The sequence below is a fragment of the Cupriavidus gilardii genome, from assembly GCF_017598945.1.
In the GTDB taxonomy this organism is placed as follows: Bacteria; Pseudomonadota; Gammaproteobacteria; order Burkholderiales; family Burkholderiaceae; genus Cupriavidus; species Cupriavidus gilardii_E.
This window is the reverse complement of the sequence record NZ_JAGFTW010000043.1, coordinates 1-18,436: the sequence shown is the minus strand read 5'-3', so window position 1 is coordinate 18,436 and position 18,436 is coordinate 1. Positions and strand designations below refer to the sequence as shown.

General features: G+C 67.7%; 16 protein-coding genes, 1 tRNA gene and 1 pseudogene. 5 read left to right on the top strand and 13 right to left on the bottom strand.

Going from position 1 to position 18,436, the window contains the following annotated elements:
- Positions 1-79 precede the first annotated feature (79 nt).
- From J5T34_RS15230 to def, 12 genes and pseudogenes are all read right to left on the bottom strand, one after another.
- Positions 80-406 carry a helix-turn-helix domain-containing protein gene (locus tag J5T34_RS15230; protein ID WP_208580455.1) on the bottom strand — a complete coding sequence of 109 codons (327 nt, stop codon included), beginning with the start codon at positions 404-406 and terminating at the stop codon, positions 80-82.
- Positions 390-644 (bottom strand): type II toxin-antitoxin system RelE family toxin, encoded by a 255-nt coding sequence (locus tag J5T34_RS15225; protein WP_208580454.1) that lies wholly within the window; start codon positions 642-644, stop codon positions 390-392. The genes J5T34_RS15230 and J5T34_RS15225 overlap by 17 nt, the downstream gene beginning before the upstream one ends.
- Before the next feature lie 107 nt (positions 645-751).
- Positions 752-1,585 carry a DUF2243 domain-containing protein gene (locus tag J5T34_RS15220; protein ID WP_208580453.1) on the bottom strand — a complete coding sequence of 278 codons (834 nt, stop codon included), beginning with the start codon at positions 1,583-1,585 and terminating at the stop codon, positions 752-754.
- A gap of 733 nt (positions 1,586-2,318) precedes the next feature.
- Positions 2,319-2,394, bottom strand: a tRNA-Phe gene (locus J5T34_RS15215).
- Between the two features lie 66 nt (positions 2,395-2,460).
- On the bottom strand, positions 2,461-3,153 hold the full coding sequence (locus J5T34_RS15210) for a response regulator (protein ID WP_174106034.1): 693 nt from the start codon (positions 3,151-3,153) through the stop codon (positions 2,461-2,463).
- 56 nt (positions 3,154-3,209) lie between these two features.
- Positions 3,210-5,669 carry a sensor histidine kinase gene (locus J5T34_RS15205; protein WP_208580452.1) on the bottom strand — a complete coding sequence of 820 codons (2,460 nt, stop codon included), beginning with the start codon at positions 5,667-5,669 and terminating at the stop codon, positions 3,210-3,212.
- Positions 5,670-5,848: 179 nt separating this feature from the next.
- Positions 5,849-6,676 (bottom strand): annotated as a pseudogene (locus tag J5T34_RS15200) (DUF4390 domain-containing protein); the annotation flags it as partial.
- A gap of 4 nt (positions 6,677-6,680) precedes the next feature.
- Positions 6,681-8,051 carry a 16S rRNA (cytosine(967)-C(5))-methyltransferase RsmB gene (gene rsmB, locus J5T34_RS15195; protein ID WP_208580450.1) on the bottom strand — a complete coding sequence of 457 codons (1,371 nt, stop codon included), beginning with the start codon at positions 8,049-8,051 and terminating at the stop codon, positions 6,681-6,683.
- A 168-nt stretch (positions 8,052-8,219) separates the two neighbouring features.
- Entirely contained in the window at positions 8,220-9,080 is an 861-nt protein-coding gene (htpX, locus tag J5T34_RS15190) for a zinc metalloprotease HtpX (RefSeq protein WP_208580449.1), read from the bottom strand.
- Between the two features lie 162 nt (positions 9,081-9,242).
- Positions 9,243-9,893, bottom strand: coding sequence for a LysE family translocator (locus J5T34_RS15185; protein ID WP_208580448.1), 651 nt, complete (start codon positions 9,891-9,893; stop codon positions 9,243-9,245).
- 34 nt (positions 9,894-9,927) lie between these two features.
- Complete coding sequence (gene fmt, locus J5T34_RS15180; RefSeq protein ID WP_208580447.1) at positions 9,928-10,932, bottom strand: methionyl-tRNA formyltransferase; 1,005 nt, start codon at positions 10,930-10,932, stop codon at positions 9,928-9,930.
- 131 nt (positions 10,933-11,063) lie between these two features.
- Entirely contained in the window at positions 11,064-11,570 is a 507-nt protein-coding gene (gene def, locus J5T34_RS15175) for a peptide deformylase (protein WP_149317433.1), read from the bottom strand.
- Between the two features lie 32 nt (positions 11,571-11,602).
- Between def and J5T34_RS15170 the strand changes: the two genes are divergently transcribed.
- From J5T34_RS15170 to J5T34_RS15155, 4 genes are all read left to right on the top strand, one after another.
- On the top strand, positions 11,603-12,247 hold the full coding sequence (locus J5T34_RS15170; protein ID WP_208580446.1) for a hypothetical protein: 645 nt from the start codon (positions 11,603-11,605) through the stop codon (positions 12,245-12,247).
- Between the two features lie 7 nt (positions 12,248-12,254).
- Entirely contained in the window at positions 12,255-13,430 is a 1,176-nt protein-coding gene (gene dprA / locus J5T34_RS15165; RefSeq protein ID WP_208580445.1) for a DNA-processing protein DprA, read from the top strand.
- A 121-nt stretch (positions 13,431-13,551) separates the two neighbouring features.
- Positions 13,552-13,977 (top strand): thioredoxin family protein, encoded by a 426-nt coding sequence (locus J5T34_RS15160; protein ID WP_208580444.1) that lies wholly within the window; start codon positions 13,552-13,554, stop codon positions 13,975-13,977.
- 202 nt (positions 13,978-14,179) lie between these two features.
- Positions 14,180-16,855: a DNA topoisomerase III gene (locus J5T34_RS15155; protein ID WP_208580443.1), complete on the top strand. Its 2,676-nt coding sequence runs from the start codon at positions 14,180-14,182 to the stop codon at positions 16,853-16,855.
- Between the two features lie 135 nt (positions 16,856-16,990).
- On the opposite strand, the gene J5T34_RS15150 is transcribed toward J5T34_RS15155, so the two are convergent.
- Positions 16,991-17,947 (bottom strand): LysR family transcriptional regulator, encoded by a 957-nt coding sequence (locus tag J5T34_RS15150; protein ID WP_208580442.1) that lies wholly within the window; start codon positions 17,945-17,947, stop codon positions 16,991-16,993.
- Between the two features lie 192 nt (positions 17,948-18,139).
- Between J5T34_RS15150 and J5T34_RS15145 the strand changes: the two genes are divergently transcribed.
- Positions 18,140-18,406 carry a hypothetical protein gene (locus J5T34_RS15145; RefSeq protein WP_208580441.1) on the top strand — a complete coding sequence of 89 codons (267 nt, stop codon included), beginning with the start codon at positions 18,140-18,142 and terminating at the stop codon, positions 18,404-18,406.
- The last annotated feature ends 30 nt before the right edge of the window (positions 18,407-18,436 follow it).

The following is an 18,436-nucleotide window of genomic DNA, read 5'->3' as shown; positions in this document are numbered from 1 at the left end:
GTCTGCATGAAGGCAGACATGGATGGAAATCCGCACGGGCCCGAGCGGGCGGCGTGCGGAAAGTCGCGTCGGTGAAGGCTCAGAAGTCCAGCTGCTGCGCCTGAATGCCAAGCGCCGCGGCGATCTTTGCACGCGTGGATTTGCGCAGACCCTCGCTGCGCTCCTGCTGTGCGTAGGCCGACTGAGAGATGCCGAGGCGGCCCGCGACTTCAGCCTGGGTCAGCCCAAGATGTTCGCGCCAGGCTCGCACAGGTGTCGCACCCTCGACGGTGCGATGAACGACGGCATGCGGAATCAGACCCCGCTCTTCGGCATGGCGGGCGATGTAGTCCTGATAGGGGATGACGACAAACGCGGGCTTGCCATCGGGATTGAGCAGGACCTGGATGCTAGTAGGTGCGTTCATCGCGCTTCCTCACTTCTTGAATCTCGACGATCCTGATACGACCATCCCAATCGAATAGCACGCGATAGTTGCCCACGCGCAGTCTGTAGCCGTACGTATGATTGTTCAGTGCTTTGACGTTCTGGCATTGGGGCATCGCGTGCAGTTCGCCGACCGCGTCCACAATGGCCCGTTGCTGGGGCTTGTCCATCTTGCGGAGCTGTTTGGCCGCCTTGCAGGTCCAGTTGATCGCGTTCATTCACGCGATTCTTGGTATCCTGCATTATAAGTCAATTATAAGTTTTAAGCGACTATAGGTTTACGGACCGTCATCAGGCTTCCGGCTGGAACCGGAGGTCGATGGCGCTAACGGACCCAGGCCGAACACCCTGCCGGCGCGACCGTCCCGCTGACGTACATCGCGCCATGCCGGTACAAGCGCAGGCGGTCCACCGTCTCGGCGCCGCTGAGCACCCAGACGCCGCCGCGCTGGTCGGTCCAGACGATGCGGGCGTCGGTGCCTTCGAGCGCGGTGAACAGATGCGAAGGCGCGACGCCGGGGCGCATCACGACGGTGGTGGTGTCGACAGGTGCCGCGCGGACCGGAAACAGGTTCAGCGCGGCACCGAGCAGCGAGCCGCCGACCAGCATGGCTGCGAGCCAGCTGGCCGCGATACCGGGGCCGCGTGGGCCTGCGTTCGAGTTCGGCCCGACTCCCGTGAGCGACTTTCGCATGCGGATGCCGACGAGCAGCGGAATGATGCCGAACAGGAACAGCCACAGCAGATCCCACAGCAAGGGATTGGGCGAGTCCATGCGGATGCGATGGATGCCGGTGATCCAGTGCGACAGCACGGCGTCGACCACGTGCCAGACGCCGAAGCCGATCCAGAAGTTGGCCAGCAGCCGGCGGGGCGCATGCGGGATCGAGAATGCATCGCGGCTTCGATACAGCAGCCATAGCCCGATTGCCGCGATCACGTACATCAGCGCGTGGAACACGCCATCGACCATCACCTGCACGCGCAGGTCGCCTAGCGCGCCGCGTTCGATGCCGGACAGCAGATGGTGCCACTGCAGGATCTGATGCAGCAGGATGCCGTCGAAGAAGCCGCTCATCGCGAAGCCGAGCGTGTAGCCGGCCCATTCGAAGGCGCGGGGATGGACGGGTTCGGCGGAGATGGCGGCGGCGGTCGGCATGGCAACGCTCCTTGGGAGGGACTCGGACGCAGTGCTGCTCAAAAGCCAAGCGGGCCGCATCGACATCGCCGATGGGCCCGCGTCAGGCGACATGCAGTCGCAGGTGGTAGCGGCGCTTAACGCGTGCCGCTCGTGCCCGTAGCGGATCCGCTCGAGCTGCCGGTCGCGCTGCCGCTCGTGCCGGTGGCCGTGCCCGTGCCGGTCCGCGACGAGTCGGTCGGCGTCACGGCGCCCGATCCCGAGACCGAACCGGACCCGGCCCCGGTGCCGCTGCCCGCGGCGGTACATCCGGCTAGTCCCAGGGCAACGGCGAAGGCCAGGGTTGCGATAGAAGCCGTCTTTCTCATGTTGTTTTCCTCCAGCGATGCGCTAAGTCCCCGTAGCGCTGACATGAACTCCCGTCATCGGGAGTCGGTCGTCAATATGCAATCGGCGTTCCAATCGATGGCCGCCGGGGCTGCGAGGGGTAGTGGTCTGCCGGCGCCGAGGCGGAAAATCCCGCCGGCAGCGTAAGACGTACCAATGCTTGTAAGCTTTGCCAGCGGCGAGGTCCTCGCGATGCACGTTGTTGCATGGCGAGGAGCGGGACGACAATGGCGTGGAGGTATCGCGGGGATCGCGAGGCGGTCAGCGGGCGTGGCGTTGCATCGCCGCAGCCACACGGCATGGTGTCGACGGTACCAGACGCACCAAAGAAAAACGGACGCCGAAGCGTCCGTTTTTCCTTTCAACCTGGTGGCCTGGGACGGAATCGAACCGCCGACACAAGGATTTTCAATCCTCTGCTCTACCGACTGAGCTACCGGGCCAAAGAAGCGAAACTATAACAGCGGGCATGGGACTGGTCAACCCCCTGCCGCTCGGAATCGTCGTCCTTACTGCTCGGCAGGCTCGGGCTTGTTGCGGCTCAGCTCGACGCCGAGCTGCTTGAGCTTGCGATACAGATGGGTACGCTCCAGGCCCGTCTTTTCTGCCACGCGCGTCATGCTGCCGTGCTCGCGCAGCAGGTGGTATTCGAAGTAGGCGCGCTCGAACATGTCGCGCGCCTCGCGCAGCGGCATGTCGAAGGAGAACTGCATTTCGGCTTCGGGCACGCGCTGCGGCGTGCCGTTGGCCGCGGCTTCGGCGGGCGCGGTCTCGGCAGCGCGGGCGGCGGGCTCGGCTGCCGGTGCCGCAGGCGCGGCGGCCGCGCGCGGACGCTCCTGGCCGCGTGCCAGGCCCTGCTCCACGGCCGACAGCAGCTTCTGCAGCGCGATCGGTTTTTCCAGGAAATTGAGCGCGCCGATCTTGGTCGCTTCCACCGCGGTATCGATGGTCGCGTGCCCGGACATCATGATCACGGGCATCGTCAGCTGGCCCTGCGAGGACCATTCCTTGAGCAGCGTCACACCGTCGGTGTCCGGCATCCAGATATCGAGCAGCACCAGGTCGGGCGTATTGCCGGCACGGTATTCACGGGCTTGTTGCGCGTTTTCGGCTACTTCGACTACATGGCCTTCGTCGCTGAGGATTTCCGAGAGCAGTTCACGGATACCCATTTCGTCGTCGACTACGAGGATGGTTGCCATACTTTCCTCTTAACCCCTCCGCGGCGTTCCGGGTCGGACCGCATCATCATGCATCACTATGCCAGCTTGGCGAACAGGATCGATATCTGTGCGCCGGCGACCTCGGCGCCTTCCATGCGGTTGCGCAGTTCGATGCGCGCCCCATGTTCGTCAATGATCTTCTTCACCATCGCAAGACCCAGACCCGTCCCCTTGGCCTTGGTCGTCACGTATGGCTCGAACGCGCGGCTGAGGATGCGCGGGGCGAACCCCGGACCATTGTCAGCGATGGTCAGCTTGACAGCCTGACGGCTTTCGCCGGAGGCATCTTTGTATTCTACAGTCTCGGTGTGCAGAGCGATACAAGGCGCCGGACGGCCCGCCGCCAGGTTCTCCGCGACCGCATCCTGCGCATTCTGCAGCAGATTGTGTATCACCTGCCGAAGCTGGGTCGGGTCGCCCTTGATATCGGGCAGATCGTCGGCCAGCGACGGGTGAATTACGGGATGCTCGTGCAGGCCGGGATCGTCGATACCGTACAGATGCAGCACCTCGGCCACCAGCGCATTGAGCTGCAGCGTCTGCAGCATGGCCGGCGGCGTGCGGGCGTAATCGCGGAAATCGTCGACCATGCGCTTCATCGCGGCTACCTGGTTAACGATCGTGGTGGCGCCGCGCTTTAGCACGTCGGCATCGGTGCCTTCGAGCTTTGGTGCGAGCTTCATCTGCAGCCGCTCGGCCGACAGCTGGATCGGCGTCAGCGGGTTCTTGATTTCGTGCGCGAGGCGCCGGGCCACTTCGCCCCATGCGACCGACCGTTGAGCCGAAATCACATCGGAAATATCGTCGAACACGACCACGTAGCCGGGTTCCGAATGATCGCTGATATGGTCGCCGCCCGGCAGCCGCGCGCCGCGCACCAGCAGCGTCAGCGGCTGTTCCTCGTCGCCGTGCGGCAGTTCGATCTGCTTCTGCCAGTGCGCGGCGCCGCCGAGCACCTCGCTGGTGCTCTGCTCCGAGAAGGCCTGCCGCACGATTTCGCCGAATGCCGCCATGCCGGGGATGGCCTCGACAGGATGGCCGATGGTCGGCCCGAGCGGCTGCCCGAAGATGCGTTCGGCGCCGGGATTGGCGGTTACCAGCGAGAAGCGCCGGTCCATCACCAGCACGCCGGCGGTCAGGTTCTGCAGCACGCTTTCGAGGAAGGCCTTCGATTGCTCGAGCGCGGCGCGATTCTGCTCCACGGCCAGGCGCGCCTCTGCCAGCTGGCGCGTCATCATGTTGAACTGCTGGGTCAGCATGCCGAGCTCGTCGCGGCTCTTGAGCTCGCGCTTGGGCGACAGATCGCCTTCGGCCACTTCCTTGGTTCCCTGCAGCAGCATCAGCAGCGGCCGCGCCAGCTGCCCGCCGAGCAACAGCGCGAGCATCACGGCGATGAATACCGCGAGGAACAGCGTCAGCGTCAGCGTGCCGATATACATCTTGCGCAGACCGGTGCGGCCCAGCGCCTTTTCCTGATAGTCCTGATAGGCGCGCTGGACCTCGTCGGCATTGCGCGCGAGCACGGCCGGTACCGGATGCACGATCTGCAGATAGCGTTCCTCGCGCACCGTATCGCCGATCAGGCCGAAGCCCGACGAGGGATAGTCCTCGGCGCGCCGCTCCAGCGACAGGCCCGAGCCCGCCCAGCGATCCTTGCCTGCCGGGCGCGGCGGCGCGCCCAGCGAGGATTCGTCGGCCGGTGCCGCGGGCCCTAGCGGAATGATCACGCGCAGCCGGTACAGGTGATTGGCGTCGGCGCGCTCGGGCTGCGGATGGCCATCGCTGCCGCCGTCGGTGCCGGGGTCGGTGCCGCCCTCCACCGCCGCGTAGCCGCCGGCCAGCCGTGCCTGCTCGACCAATACGCCGGACGGCAGGCTCGGCACCAGCATCGCGTAGTTGCTCGACGCGGAGGCGATCACGCGCCCGCCGCCGGTGAAGATCGACGCCTCCTGCACGCCGTATTGCTCGCGCAGCCGGTTCAGCTGCAGCGAGTTCGTCGGCTCGCTCGCGCTGATGATCTGATCGCTCATCTGGCGCGCCTTGGCCTGCAGGTCGGCCAGCGCGCTGTCGATGGTCGAGCGGCCCAGGTTCAGGCCCGCCTCGAGCGCGGTTTCGACACGCACGTCGAACCACGATTCGATGCTGCGCGAGACGAACTGCAGCGACACCAGATAGATCAGCACGCCCGGCAGCACGCCGACGATGCCGAAGAACAGCGCCAGCTTGGTCATCAGCCGCGTGCCGAACTTGCCGCGGCGATAGCGGACCCACAGCGCCACCGCCAGCGCGCCGATGATCAGCACCATCAGCACGCCGATCACCAGGTTGATCTTGTACAGCAGCGTGAAGTAGCGGTCGAAGAATTCGGTGTTGGCCGACGCGGCCGCCAACAGCATCACCAGCACCAGCGCCAGAAAGACGATGGTGCCGGCGACCACGCGGCTCAGTACCCGGCGCAGCCGGCTGTCGAGCACGCTGTAGAGCGGGGAGATCATGGTACGGCGACCAGCGACGACAGCGAGATCGGCGCCAGCATGCCGGCGACCGTGCGCCCCAACGCCGGCGACGGCGGACGGGCATTACCGATGCCCGGGGCCGAGGCCGGCGGGGCATTCGGCGTGGAGGCGGGGTTCGGTGCGCTGGCCGGGGCGGAACCGGGCAGCGATGGCGGCACCGAGGCCGGGCCAGACGCCTGTCCCGGTGCGGGCGCGGCGGCCGCCGGCGAAGCGTTCGCGGGCGAGGCGGCATGTCCGTTCGCCGGTGCAGGCCCCGGCGCGGCCGGCGAAGCGGGAGCTGCAGGGGCAGCGGGTGCCGGCGGTGCGGGCGGCGGTGCCGGCGGAGCCTCGGCCACCGGCGTATACGCGAAGCGCCGCCAATCGGACGACAGATTCCAGTCGCGCGTATTGACCGCGTTGATCTGGAACGGCTTGGGCAGTTGCGACAGGTCCAGCCGCATGCGGACCTCGGCCTGGTAGGGCGCACCGAGCCTGACGTCGCCGCGCTCGAACACGCGCCAGCCACGCACCTGCTTGATGAAATCGAGCGCGCCCTTCAGGCGCATGAACGGCAGCTGCAGTCCACCGGTCGAGACCCGGTACTGCCGCGTCAGCGGATGGAAGGTCAGGCGGACGCTGCGGCTGGTGCTGACCGGCTTTTCGTCGAACCAGTACCAGCGCGGGCGGCTCAGCTGGAAATCCACCGCGAAATACAAGGGGATGCCCTTGTGCAAGGCGTCCTCCAATGCCGGCGACAACTCGAAGTCGAAGCCTGCGTTCAGCTCGAAGCCGCCGTCCTGATATTCGATGCGTGCCTCGCGTATGTCGATGTTCTGGGCCTGCCCGGCACGCGGGGACAAGCCGCTCGCGCACAGGACCAGCACCATCAGCAGCCACCACGCCAGCCGGCGCAGCGGGGCCAGGCCAATATCGGCACGGTCTGCTGCGGATCCGCACGCCTTGTCGTCATGGGCACGGAGGACGGACAAGCGAAGCGGTGCGAGCATCGGATCAGAGGCGTTTCTGGAAGCGGGCGTAGAAGAAACCGTCGTGGTCCGACGGCAGGCCATCGTGGCTGCCGGTCCCGCCATCAGCCACGCCATTTGGGATGCTGCCGGGCAGCAGCTGGCCGGGCGCCTGCAATCGTATCGCATCTGGTAGCTGGTCACCAAACCAGCGCGCCTGCTCCTCGCCCTCCGTTGGGAAAATAGAACAAGTCACATACACCAGAATGCCGCCCGGTTTCAGCAGCGGCCACAGCTGCGAAACGATGCGGCGCTGCTCGTTGACGAGCTTGCCCAGATCGCTTTCGCGGCGCAGCCAGCGGATATCGGGATGGCGGCGCACGATGCCCGAGGCCGAGCATGGCACGTCGGCGAGGATGCGGTCGTAAGGCTTGCCGTCCCACCATGCCTGCGGCCGGCTGGCGTCGCCGATCACCACCTGCGCGCGCTGGTGCAGCCGCGCCAGGTTTTCGTCGATGCGCTGCGCGCGCACGGCATCGCTCTCGACCGCGGTCAGTTCCACATCGGCCAGTTCGAGCAGATGGCCGGTCTTGCCGCCCGGCGCGGCGCAGGCATCGAGCACGCGCTGGCCGTCCGCGATCTCGAGCAGCGGTGCGGCGAGCTGCGCGCCGGCATCCTGCACCGAGACGTCGCCGCTGTCGAAGCCGGGCACTTGCGCGACCGGCAGCGCGCGCGCCAGCCGCACCGCCTGCGCGCCGACGCGCTCGGCAGCGATGCCCGCGGCGGCGAGCCGGGCCAGATAGTCGTCGAGCGACACGCGCGCGATATTGACCCGCAGCGTCATCGGCGGGCGCTCGTTCGCGCTGCCGGCCAGCGTCTGCCAACGGTCGGGATAGGCCTCGCGCAGCAGGCGCAGCCACCATGACGGCAGATTCCAGCGCGCCTCCTCGTCGCGGCGCACTTCGGCCAGCAGCGCCTCGCGCTCGCGCAGGAAGCGCCGCAGTACCGCATTGACCATGCCGCGCGCATGCGCGGATTTCGGATCGGAAGCGGCGGCGTTGACGGCCTGGTCCACCACGGTGAAGGCCGCATAGCCGCCCTGCCCGCCGTCCTGCCCTTGCTCTTCCCCTTCGATCAGCAGCGTCAGCGCGACCGCGAGCAGCGAGTCGACCAGCGCGCCAGGCGGGCGCGAGACCATGCGCGTGACCAGCGCACGGACCGTGCCGAACTGCCGCATCGTGCGATAGGCCAGGTCCTGCAGCGCGCCGCGCGCGCTGGCGTCACGGCTGCGTTCGAGCCGGTACTGCGCGCAGGCGGCGTCGATCGCCTGCGGCAGCGCGCTGCCCTCGTTGACGCCACGCACCGCGGCCGCGGCGGCGAGCATCTGAAAGGCAAGGGAATCGGGAGGCAAGCGCATGGATCGGACACCGTGAGGAAACGAACAGATAGAACGCGCAAATACGCGCAGAAGCACGCGCGGACATCAAAAAGCCCGCCGGCTCGCAAGGAGCAAGGCGGGCAGTTTACCTTGTCAGCGCCGACCGGCCGCGATGGGGCCGGCGCGCGGCCCCAATCGGCCCATCGATCAGACCGGATACGTGCCGGTCTGCGCCATCTGCATCAGCCGCGCGACACGCTCCTCGGTGGCCGGGTGCGTCGAGAACAGATTGGCGATGCCGCCGCCCGACAGCGGGTTCAGGATCATCATCTGCGCGGTGGCCGGATGTTCCTCGGCGGCCTGGAACGGAATGCCGCGCGCATAGCGGTCGATCTTGTCCAGCGCCATCGCCAGCGCCTGCGGATCGCCGCTGATTTCGGCACCGCCGCGGTCGGCCTCGAACTCGCGCGCCCGCGAGATCGCCATCTGGATCAGCGAGGCGGCCAGCGGCGCCAGGATCGCCATCGCGATGCCGGCGATCGGGTTGGCCGGGCGGCCGTCCTCGCCGCGTCCGCCGAAGAACATCGCGAAGTTCGCCAGCGCGGCGATCGCACCGGCCATGGTGGCCGCGATGGTCGAGATCAGGATGTCCCGATGCTTGACGTGCGCGAGCTCGTGCGCCATCACGCCGCGCAGTTCGCGGTTGCTCAGCACGCGCAGGATGCCGGTGGTCGCCGCGACCGCCGCGTTCTCGGGATTGCGGCCGGTGGCGAAGGCGTTCGGCGCGTCCTCGTCGATCAGATAGACGCGCGGCATCGGCAGGCCGGCGCGCTGCGCCAGTTCCTGCACCATGCTGTAGAACTGCGGGGCGCTGGCCGCATCGACTTCCCGCGCGTTGTACATGCGCAGGACCATCTTGTCCGAGAACCAGTACGAGAAGAAATTCATGCCGAGCGCCATCAGCAGCGCGAACATCATGCCGCTGCGGCCGCCGATCATGCCTCCGATGACGATGAACAGCGCCGTGATGGCCGCCATCAGCATGAAGGTCTTGACCCAGTTGAACATTGCCGTGGTCTCCGTGGTAACGCCGTCGCGCGCCCGCGGCGCCCTGGCTGCCTGCTTGTGGCAGCCGCATTCGGTGCGCCCGCGCGCGATCGTGCGGTGACGGTTAGATAGGGGCCGGGCCGCTAAATTCAATGCCGGCAAGGCTTTTTGCCGGCCGCGGCGCTAGCGCTGCGTCATCGCCAGACGCGCCCCGAGGCCGATGAAGGCCATCCCGATCACGCGGTCGAGCCAGCACTTCAGGCGCGGCGCTTCGCTGGCGCGGCGCGTCAGCGTGCCGGCCATCCAGGCGACCGCCACCGTCCACACCGTCGACATCGCCGCCATGATCGCGCCCAGCGCGAGGAAGGCGAGCGTCTGCTGCCCGGCGCGCGGATCGACGAACTGCGGGATGAACGACACGAAGAACAGGATCACCTTCGGGTTCAGCACGTTGGTCAGGAAGCCCTGGACGAACAGCGCGCGCAGGCTGCGGCGGTCGGTGGCGGGCGCGCCAGCGGGCGCCTCGGCGCCGGAAGCCGGCGTGCGCCAGCTCGACAACAGCAGCCGCAGGCCGAGCCAGGCCAGATAGGCGCCGCCCGCGTACTTGATCACCGTGAAGGCCATCGGCGAGGCGGCCAGCACCGCGGTCAGGCCGAACGCGGTGGCCAGACCGTGTACGCAGCAGCCGGCGCTGACGCCCAGCGCCGACATCACGCCCGCGGCGCGGCCCTGCGCCACGCTGCGGCCGACGATATAGGCCGTATCGGGGCCGGGCGTCACGTTCAGCAGAAACACGGCGCCGATGAACAACGGCAGATCGACGATGCCCAGCATGATGGTCGGTCCTCGCGGAAATGGGTCGCCGAGATTATGCCGCGCCGTCGGGTACCACGCAGCGCGTGCCGGCCGGCAGCGGCGTGCCCTGCAGGAAGGCCTGCGCGGACAGGCGCTTGCCGCCCGCCTTCTGCAGTTCCGTGATGCGCAGCGCGCCTTCGCCGCAGGCGATCACGACGCCCTGCGCGTCGGCGGACAGCACCGTACCCGCCGCAGCGTTGTCATGCTCGGGCGCGCGAGCCAGCGGCTCGGCCTGCCAGCATTTGATCGGGACGTCGCCGATCTGCACGCTCGCGCCCGGGAAGGGATTGAAGGCGCGGATCTGCCGGGCCAGTGCCACCGCAGGGCGGCGCAGATCGAGCCTGGCCTCGTCCTTGCCGATCTTCTCGGCATAGGTGATGCCCTGCTCCGGCTGCGGCTCGGCCGGCAGCGCGCCTTGCGCCGCCAGCCGCTGCAGCGCCTGCACGATCATGCGGCCGCCGAGCGCCGCCAGCGTGTCGTGCAGCGTGCCGGTCGTGGTGTCCTCGCCGATCGGCACCGCTTCGCGCGCGATCATCGCGCCGGTATCGAGCCCCTCGTCCATCTGCATCAACGTGATGCCGGTCTGCGCGTCGCCGGCCTCGATGGCCCGGTGAATCGGTGCCGCGCCGCGCCAGCGCGGCAACAGCGAGGCATGGATGTTCAGGCAGCCATGGCGCGGCAGCGTCAGCACCTCGGCCGGCAGGATCAGCCCGTAGGCGGCGACCACCATCACGTCGGGCGCCTGCGCGGCGAGCGCGTCGATCGCGGCCACCGCTTCCTCGGGGTACTTGCCGTGGCGGCGCAGCGAGCGGGGCTGCAGGATCGGACCGAACCCCTGTGCCAGCGCATGCTGCTTGACCGGACTGGCCTGCAGCTGCATGCCGCGTCCCGCCGGCCGGTCCGGCTGCGTCAGCACCGCGACCACCGGAAAGCCGGCGGCGGCAATGGCCTCGAGCGCGACACGGGCGAATTCGGGCGTGCCGGCAAAGGCGACGCGCAGGGGGGCGGGGCTGGTCATGGAGCGCTCCGGCTGGACGATTGGACTCTGAAAGGCAACACCGGCCGCGAAGGCGGCCGGTGCGGAGACTGCAAGGACGGCATCAGCATAGCAAACCCGCTGCGGCGGGCCCGACGCCTGTTCGCGCGCGGTTACATGCGCGTACGCGCGCGCTTCTGCAGCTTGGACTTGATCCGGTTCAGCTTCAGCGGCGACAGGTATTCGACGAAGACCTTGCCCTTCAGGTGGTCCATCTCGTGCTGGATGCAGACCGCCAGCAGATCGTCGGCCTCGAGCTCGAACGTCTCGCCGTTCTCGTCCAGTGCGCGCACGCGGACACGGTCGGGGCGCTCGACCCGGTCATAGACCTCGGGCACCGACAGGCAGCCCTCTTCCCAGACCTTGCGGTTGTCGCTGGCCCAGACGATCTCCGGATTGATGAAGACGCGCAGCTCGTCGCGGGTCTCCGAGATGTCGATCACGATGACCTGCTCGTGCACGTCGACCTGCGTCGCCGCCAGGCCGATGCCGGGGGCTTCGTACATGGTTTCCGCCATGTCCTTGACCAGCTGGCGGATGCGGTCGTCCACCTGCGCGACGGGCTTGGCCACGATGTGCAGGCGGGGATCCGGGTAGGTGAGGATGTCGAGTTTGGCCATGGTGCTGATGCGCGACGCCGTTGCGCTGCCGCTTGCCGCTGCTTTCGATTGGGCCGTTGTCGCATTGTCGCGGCAGCGGCCATGTCAGCAAAATCGGGGCGCGAATGGAAAAAATCAAGGCGCGCCGGCGGTCGCTGCGCGCTTCAGGTCTTCAGGGCAAATCTGCAGTCAATCCGGCCAAGGCATCCAACCGGCTCAACAAAGTGCGCGATCTTACCAAAGAACCTCTGATAGCGCCGCTGCGGCGGCTGCGGCGGCCGTGGACCCGGCTGTCGGCCGGGTGGGTGCTGGCGATCGCGGCGCTGATCGTGGCGCTGCGATGCGACGCCGGGCCGGCCATCGTGGCGCTGCAGGAGGGGCGACAGTTCGGCGCGGCCGGCGATCTTGCGTATGTGCTGGATATGCCGCCCGATGCCGCGGTGGGGAGCCGCTGGCACGTGGTCGCACCACCATCGGGCGCGGACCCGGGGGACCGGCGAGGCGGGGGCCGGCTGGCACGGCTGCCGGCCGACGCGCCGCCGCAGAACGTCGGTACGGTCGAACTCGTGTCGCGACCCGCCGTGCCGGGCGGTCTTGCGGTCGTCACCGTAGTGTCTTCCGTCCGCGAGGTCGTGCCGGGCAGCGTGCTGGTGCCGTTGCCGGCCGGACATGCCGAAGTGGAATCGACAGCACACTGATCCGCCTATGCCGGAACCTTGCTCCGCCACCGCCGCTGCGGCTTCCTTCGCTGCGATCGATCCCGACGAGATCGCAGCGTGGATGCGGCTCGATGCCGTCCCGGGCCTCGGCCGTCGCACCGCGCGGCTGCTGCTGGACAAGTTCGGGTTGCCGCAACAGGTGCTCGCGGCCGGGGCGGCCGAACTGGCGCGCTGGGTGCCTGCCGCCATGGTCGGCGCGATCCGGGCTCGGCCGGATTCGACCCTGTCGACGCAGATCGACCGTACCCTGCAGTGGCTGCGCGAACCCGGCCACCACCTGCTGACCCTGGCGGACGCGGACTACCCGCGTGCCCTGCTGGACCTGAGCGACCCGCCGCTGCTGCTGTACGCGCTCGGTCGGCTGGAGCGCCTGCGCAGCCCGACGTTGGCCGTGGTCGGCGCGCGCAGCGCGACCGTGCAGGGGGAGCGCGATGCCGAGCGGTTCGCCGCGGCCATCTCCGGTGCGGGGATCACCGTGGTGTCCGGCCTCGCGCTGGGCATCGACGCGGCCGCGCATGCCGGCGGGCTGAACGGCCCGGGCGGCACCATCGCCGTGGTCGGCACCGGGCTGGACCGCTGTTATCCGGCCTGTCATCGGAGGCTGGCCCAGCGGATTGCGGCCGAGGGGCTGGTGCTCGGCGAACTGCCGCTGGGTACGCCCGCGCGCAGCCTCCATTTTCCGCAGCGCAACCGGCTGATCGCGGCGCTGGCGCGCGGCGTGCTGGTGGTCGAGGCGGCGTTGCGTTCCGGTTCGCTGATCACTGCGCGGCTGGCGGCCGAACTCGGCCGGGAGGTGTTCGCGGTGCCCGGGTCGATTCACGCGCCGCTGGCGGCCGGCTGCCACCGGCTGATCCAGCAAGGGGCGAAGCTGGTGGAATGCCCGCAGGATGTGTTCGATGAACTGGGTTTAAGCCCGGGTGCAAGTCCGCGTTCGAGCGCTGCGTCGAACCGCGCCGGCATGCCGCCACCGCCGAGTTCTGCGCCGACGCCCCACCGCGCCGATGCGATCGGCGCCGCGCTGGCGTACGATCCGGTCGATCCCGACACGCTGTGCGCCCGTACCGGGATGCCACCGCAGGCCGTCACCGCCGTGCTGCTGGAGCTGGAACTGACCGGGGCGGTCGAGCGAATGCCGGGCAATCGGTACCGGCGTCTGACCTAGCGCCGGGGCGTGCGCGGCACGGCAGATGGCCATAGTCGTTACAATCGCCGTTCCTCGTGCCGGATCAAGCGCCCACTGCGGGCCTGGTAGAGCGCACGCAAGGCTCATGTTTGGATGACCGATGGCCGTTTACTTCCCCGAACGCGATGCGGCCGCGATAGCGGCGGCGCTGCGGGCACACCCCGACGGTCGCCTGGTGGCGTGCCTGTGCGCCGAGTGGTGCGGCACCTGCCGTGACTATCTGGCGGTCTGGCGCGAGCTGGCAGAGCGTCACCCGGACGATTGCTTCGTCTGGATCGATATCGAAACGCATGCCGACGCCCTGGGCGACATCGATATCGAGAACTTCCCGACCGTGCTGGTGCAGGATGCCGCCGGGGGGGCGCCGCGTTTCTATGGCACATTGCTGCCCCACGCCGAGACGCTGGCGCGTCTGCTGAGCCGCGGCGCGGCCATGCCGGCCGGTGGAGAACCGCCGCCGGACCTGCTCGGCTGGTTGAATCCTGACGGATCCGGCCGGTCACAGCAGGAAGAAAGCGGCGTTTGAAGCCCGCAGGGGCCGGTTCCGGACGGCGTCCGGGCCAACGATAAGGCGCGAAGGCGGCGATGGAACTCGCCTTGCACCGTTGTCAATACCCCGCTTATTATTGGCGCCTCATGGCCCCCGGGGGGCCTCAAGTGTGCTGTTTACATATTAGTGCTGTGCCAAACGCGGTCCGCCAAGGGGCGGCCGGCAAGGATTCCCACTCATGTCCAAAGCTCTCATCATCGCGGAAAAGCCATCGGTCGCGGCCGATATCGCCCGTGCGCTCGGGGGCTTTACCAAGCATGACGAGTATTACGAGAGCGACGAATATGTGCTCTCGTCGGCGGTCGGCCATCTGGTGGAAATCGCCGCGCCCGACGAATACGAGGTCAAGCGCGGCAAGTGGAGCTTCGCCAACCTGCCGGTGATCCCGCCGCATTTCGACCTGCGTCCCATTGCCAAGACCGAGTCGCGCCTGAAGGTGCTGAACCGGCTGATCAAGCGCAAGGACGTCACCCGCCTGATCAACGCCTGTGACGCGGGGCGCGAAGGCGAGCTGATCTTCCGCCTGATCGTGCAGCAGGCCAAGGCCAAGCAGCCGGTGCAGCGGCTGTGGCTGCAGTCGATGACGCCGCAGGCGATCCGCGACGGCTTCGCCAGCCTGCGCGAGGACGCCGAGATGCTGCCGCTGGCTGACGCCGCGCGCTGCCGCTCGGAGGCCGACTGGCTGGTCGGCATCAACGGCACCCGGGCGATGACCGCCTTCAACAGCAAGGGCGGCGGTTTCTTCCTGACCACGGTGGGCCGGGTGCAGACGCCGACGCTGTCGATCGTGGTCGAGCGCGAGGAGAAGATCAAACACTTCGTGCCGCGCGACTACTGGGAAGTGCGCGCCGAATTCATTGCCGCGGCCGGGCTGTACGAAGGCCGCTGGTTCGACCCGAAGTTCAAGAAGAACGAGTTCGATCCCGAGGCGCGCGAGTCGCGGCTGTGGAGCGAGGCCGAGGCCAAGAGCATCGTCGCGGCGTGCCGCGACAAGCCGGGCACGGTCAGCGAGGAATCCAAGCCGTCGACCCAGCTGTCGCCGGCACTGTTCGACCTGACCAGCCTGCAGCGCGAGGCGAACTCGCGCTTCGGCTTCTCGGCCAAGAACACGCTGGGGCTGGCCCAGGCGCTGTATGAAAAGCACAAGGTGCTGACCTACCCCCGGACCGACTCCCGCGCGCTGCCCGAGGACTATATGGGCACGGTCAAGGAAACGCTGGACATGCTGGCGGACAGTTCGCCGAACTACCTGACGCATGCCAAGAAGATCCTGAACAGCGGCTGGGTCAAGCCGAACAAGCGGATCTTCGACAACAGCAAGATCAGCGATCACTTCGCCATCATCCCGACGCTGCAGGCGCCGAAGAACCTGTCGGAGCCCGAGCAGAAGCTGTACGACCTGGTGGTGCGGCGTTTTCTGTCGGTGTTCTTCCCGGCGGCCGAGTACCAGATCACCACGCGGATCACCGAGGTCGCCGGCCACCACTTCAAGACCGAAGGCAAGGTGCTGGTCAACCCCGGCTGGCTGGTGGTCTATGGCCGCGAGGCGCAGGGCGACGACGCCAACCTGGTGCAGGTCGGCAAGGACGAGAAGGTTCGCACCGACAAGATCGAGCCGGTCGGGCTGACCACCAAGCCGCCGGCGCGCTACAACGAAGCGACGCTGCTGTCGGCGATGGAAGGCGCCGGCAAGCTGGTCGACGACGACGCGCTGCGCGAGGCGATGGCCGGCAAGGGCCTGGGCACGCCGGCGACGCGCGCGGCCATCATCGAAGGCCTGCTGACCGAGAAATACCTGGTGCGCGAAGGCCGCGAGCTGATCCCGACCGCCAAGGCGTTCCAGCTGATGACGCTGCTGCGCGGCCTCGGCGTCGAGGAACTGACGCAGGCCGAACTGACCGGCGAGTGGGAACACAAGCTGGCGCAGATCGAGCGCGGCCGGCTCAAGCGCGACGAATTCATGCGCGAGATCGCGCAGATGACGCAGCAGATCGTCAAGCGCGCCAAGGAATACGACAGCGACACCATTCCAGGCGACTACGCCACGCTGCAGACGCCCTGTCCGCAATGCGGCGGCCAGGTCAAGGAGAACTACCGCCGCTTTGCCTGCACGGCGTGCGACTTCTCGATCAGCAAGATCCCGGGCGGCCGTCAGTTCGAGATCGACGAGGTCGAGACGCTGCTGCGCGACAAGGAGATCGGGCCGCTGCAGGGCTTCCGCAGCAAGATGGGCCGCCCCTTCGCCGCGATCCTGAAGCTGGCGCGCGACGACGACGGCAACTACAAGATGGAGTTCGACTTCGGGCAGAACGAGGACGAGAACGACGGCGAGCCGGTCGACTTCAGCGGTCAGGAGCCGGTCGGCACCTGCCCGAAGTGCAGCGGCTCGGTGTTCGAGCACGGCATGAAGTACGTCTGCGAGAACGCGGTCGGCTCGCCCAAGTCGTGCGACTTCACCACCGGCAAGATCATCCTGCAGCAGGAGATCTCGCGCGAGCAGATCGGCAAGCTGCTGGACCAGGGCCGCACCGACCTGCTGACCGGCTTCAAGTCGTCGCGTACCGGCCGCAACTTCAAGGCCTATCTGGTCAAGCAGCCGGACGGCAAGATCGGCTTCGAGTTCGAGGTGCGCGAGCCGAAGCCTGGCGCCAAGACGGCGGCTGGCAAGACGGCCGCCAAGACTCCCGCGAAGACGGCTGCCAAGTCGGCTGCCAAGTCGGCCGTAAGCGCCGCCGAGCCGGCGAGCAAGACCGCGGCGGCAAAGACCGCCACCAAGGTCGCGGCCAAGGCGGCCAGCAAGACGCCGGCCAGGAAGACGGCCCGTACCAAGACGGCGGCCAGCGCGAGCGAATAAGCAAACGATCGGCTAAAGGATCGGCTAAGGGTCGACCGAACGGCCGGGGACGGCACACGGCGTCCTCGGTTCTGCTCCCTTCTTCGGCGCGCAGCTTGCCGGTTTCCGCGCCGGGTCGCGCGCCGGGTTGCCCGCCTACTTGCCCGCCATAGCCGCGCTCGCGGCCCCGGCCGCCCCGGCCGCCCCACCCGCGCCATCGGCGCTCTTCTTCTTCCCTTCTTCCAGCAGGAAGTCGATGAAGGCCCGCGCCTTGGTCGGCAGGAACTTGCGGCTCGGATAGACCACGCTGATGTCGCGGCGGGGCAGCTGGTATTGCGGCAGGATGTGCTCGAGCAGGCCGGCCTCGATACTCGGCCGCGCCAGGTATGACGACAGCATCGCGATGCCGAGATTGGCCAGCGCCGCCTGGTGTGCCAGTTCGGCGTTGCTGCACAGCAGACCGGGCCGGATCGGTACGGTCACCTCCCCTTCCGGACCGGACAGCGTCCAGGCGTGCTCGGCATTGGTCAGCCGCATGGCGATGCAGCGGTGCTGCGTCAGCTCATGGGCATGGCGCAGCGGCGCGTGGGCGCGCAGATAGCCGGGGGACGCGCACAGGATGATCTCGGCGGACAACAGGGGCCGCGCCACCAGATGCGAGCCCAGCCCCAGGTCGGACAGCACGATGCCGACGTCCCGGCCTTCCTCGACGATATCGATGCTGCGGTCCGACAGCAGCACATCGAACACCACGTCGGGATACATCTGCTGGAAGCGCGCCAGCATGTCGGGCAGCAGATGCAGCCCGAACATCACCGGTGTGACGATCCGCAGCGTGCCCGACAGCGACTGGCTGCGCGCCGTCACCACCGACTCGGCTTCCTCGACGTCCTCGAGGATCTGCTGGCAGCGCTGCAGATAGGTTTCGCCCGCATCGGTCAGCGACAGGCTGCGGGTGGTCCGGTTCAGCAGCCGCGTACCCAGATGGCTCTCCAGGTCCGCGACATAGCGGGTCACCACCGCGTTCGACATTTCCAATTGCTGCGCCGCACGGGCGAAGCTGCCCAGCTCGACGACCTTGGCGAACACGCGCATCGATTGCAGCCGATCCATTGCACAGTCTCCCTTTATTCTTCCCCATTTTTCCACAGCTTGGGGTTTTTGTTGTTCTTTATAGAACTAATCATTGTTTGCGGTAACGTTTATTCATATAAGGGAAATGCCTAATATGCAGTCATCGGATGCCGCAATGCAGCGAAACCAAGCCGCCGCGGACGTCCTCCCAACCAGAAGAAAGGACACATCATGACGATCTCCCGCTTTGCCCTGACCGCTGCCGCCACCGCCCTCGTGGCCACCCTGACCGCCGCGCCCGCCTTCGCCAAGGCCGGCAAGTTCGACCCGTACACCGACGGCGCCAAGGCGGGCCAGTTCGACGTGTTCAGCGAAGGCGCCCGCCAGGGCCAGTTCGACGTGTTCAGCGAAGGGGCCCGCCAAGGCCAGTTCGACGTGTTCACCGAAGGCGCTCGCCAGGGCAAGTTCGACGTCTTTACCGAAGGCGCCGCCCGCTAAGTCTGCCTCCCCCCGGACCGTCCCTGTCTT

What these genes read in the sequence shown, in the direction of transcription:
- J5T34_RS15225 (WP_208580454.1), bottom strand. Translation starts at nt 644, where the DNA reads ATGAACGCGATCAACTGGACCTGCAAGGCGGCCAAACAGCTCCGCAAG.
- def (WP_149317433.1), bottom strand. Translation starts at nt 11,570, where the DNA reads ATGGCCAAACTCGACATCCTCACCTACCCGGATCCCCGCCTGCACATC.
- J5T34_RS15160 (WP_208580444.1), top strand. Translation starts at nt 13,552, where the DNA reads ATGGCCGTTTACTTCCCCGAACGCGATGCGGCCGCGATAGCGGCGGCG.
- J5T34_RS15155 (WP_208580443.1), top strand. Translation starts at nt 14,180, where the DNA reads ATGTCCAAAGCTCTCATCATCGCGGAAAAGCCATCGGTCGCGGCCGAT.
- dprA (WP_208580445.1), top strand. Translation starts at nt 12,255, where the DNA reads ATGCCGGAACCTTGCTCCGCCACCGCCGCTGCGGCTTCCTTCGCTGCG.
- fmt (WP_208580447.1), bottom strand. Translation starts at nt 10,932, where the DNA reads ATGACCAGCCCCGCCCCCCTGCGCGTCGCCTTTGCCGGCACGCCCGAA.
- htpX (WP_208580449.1), bottom strand. Translation starts at nt 9,080, where the DNA reads ATGTTCAACTGGGTCAAGACCTTCATGCTGATGGCGGCCATCACGGCG.
- J5T34_RS15185 (WP_208580448.1), bottom strand. Translation starts at nt 9,893, where the DNA reads ATGCTGGGCATCGTCGATCTGCCGTTGTTCATCGGCGCCGTGTTTCTG.
- rsmB (WP_208580450.1), bottom strand. Translation starts at nt 8,051, where the DNA reads ATGCGCTTGCCTCCCGATTCCCTTGCCTTTCAGATGCTCGCCGCCGCG.
- J5T34_RS15150 (WP_208580442.1), bottom strand. Translation starts at nt 17,947, where the DNA reads ATGGATCGGCTGCAATCGATGCGCGTGTTCGCCAAGGTCGTCGAGCTG.
- J5T34_RS15205 (WP_208580452.1), bottom strand. Translation starts at nt 5,669, where the DNA reads ATGATCTCCCCGCTCTACAGCGTGCTCGACAGCCGGCTGCGCCGGGTA.
- J5T34_RS15220 (WP_208580453.1), bottom strand. Translation starts at nt 1,585, where the DNA reads ATGCCGACCGCCGCCGCCATCTCCGCCGAACCCGTCCATCCCCGCGCC.
- J5T34_RS15210 (WP_174106034.1), bottom strand. Translation starts at nt 3,153, where the DNA reads ATGGCAACCATCCTCGTAGTCGACGACGAAATGGGTATCCGTGAACTG.
- J5T34_RS15230 (WP_208580455.1), bottom strand. Translation starts at nt 406, where the DNA reads ATGAACGCACCTACTAGCATCCAGGTCCTGCTCAATCCCGATGGCAAG.
- J5T34_RS15145 (WP_208580441.1), top strand. Translation starts at nt 18,140, where the DNA reads ATGACGATCTCCCGCTTTGCCCTGACCGCTGCCGCCACCGCCCTCGTG.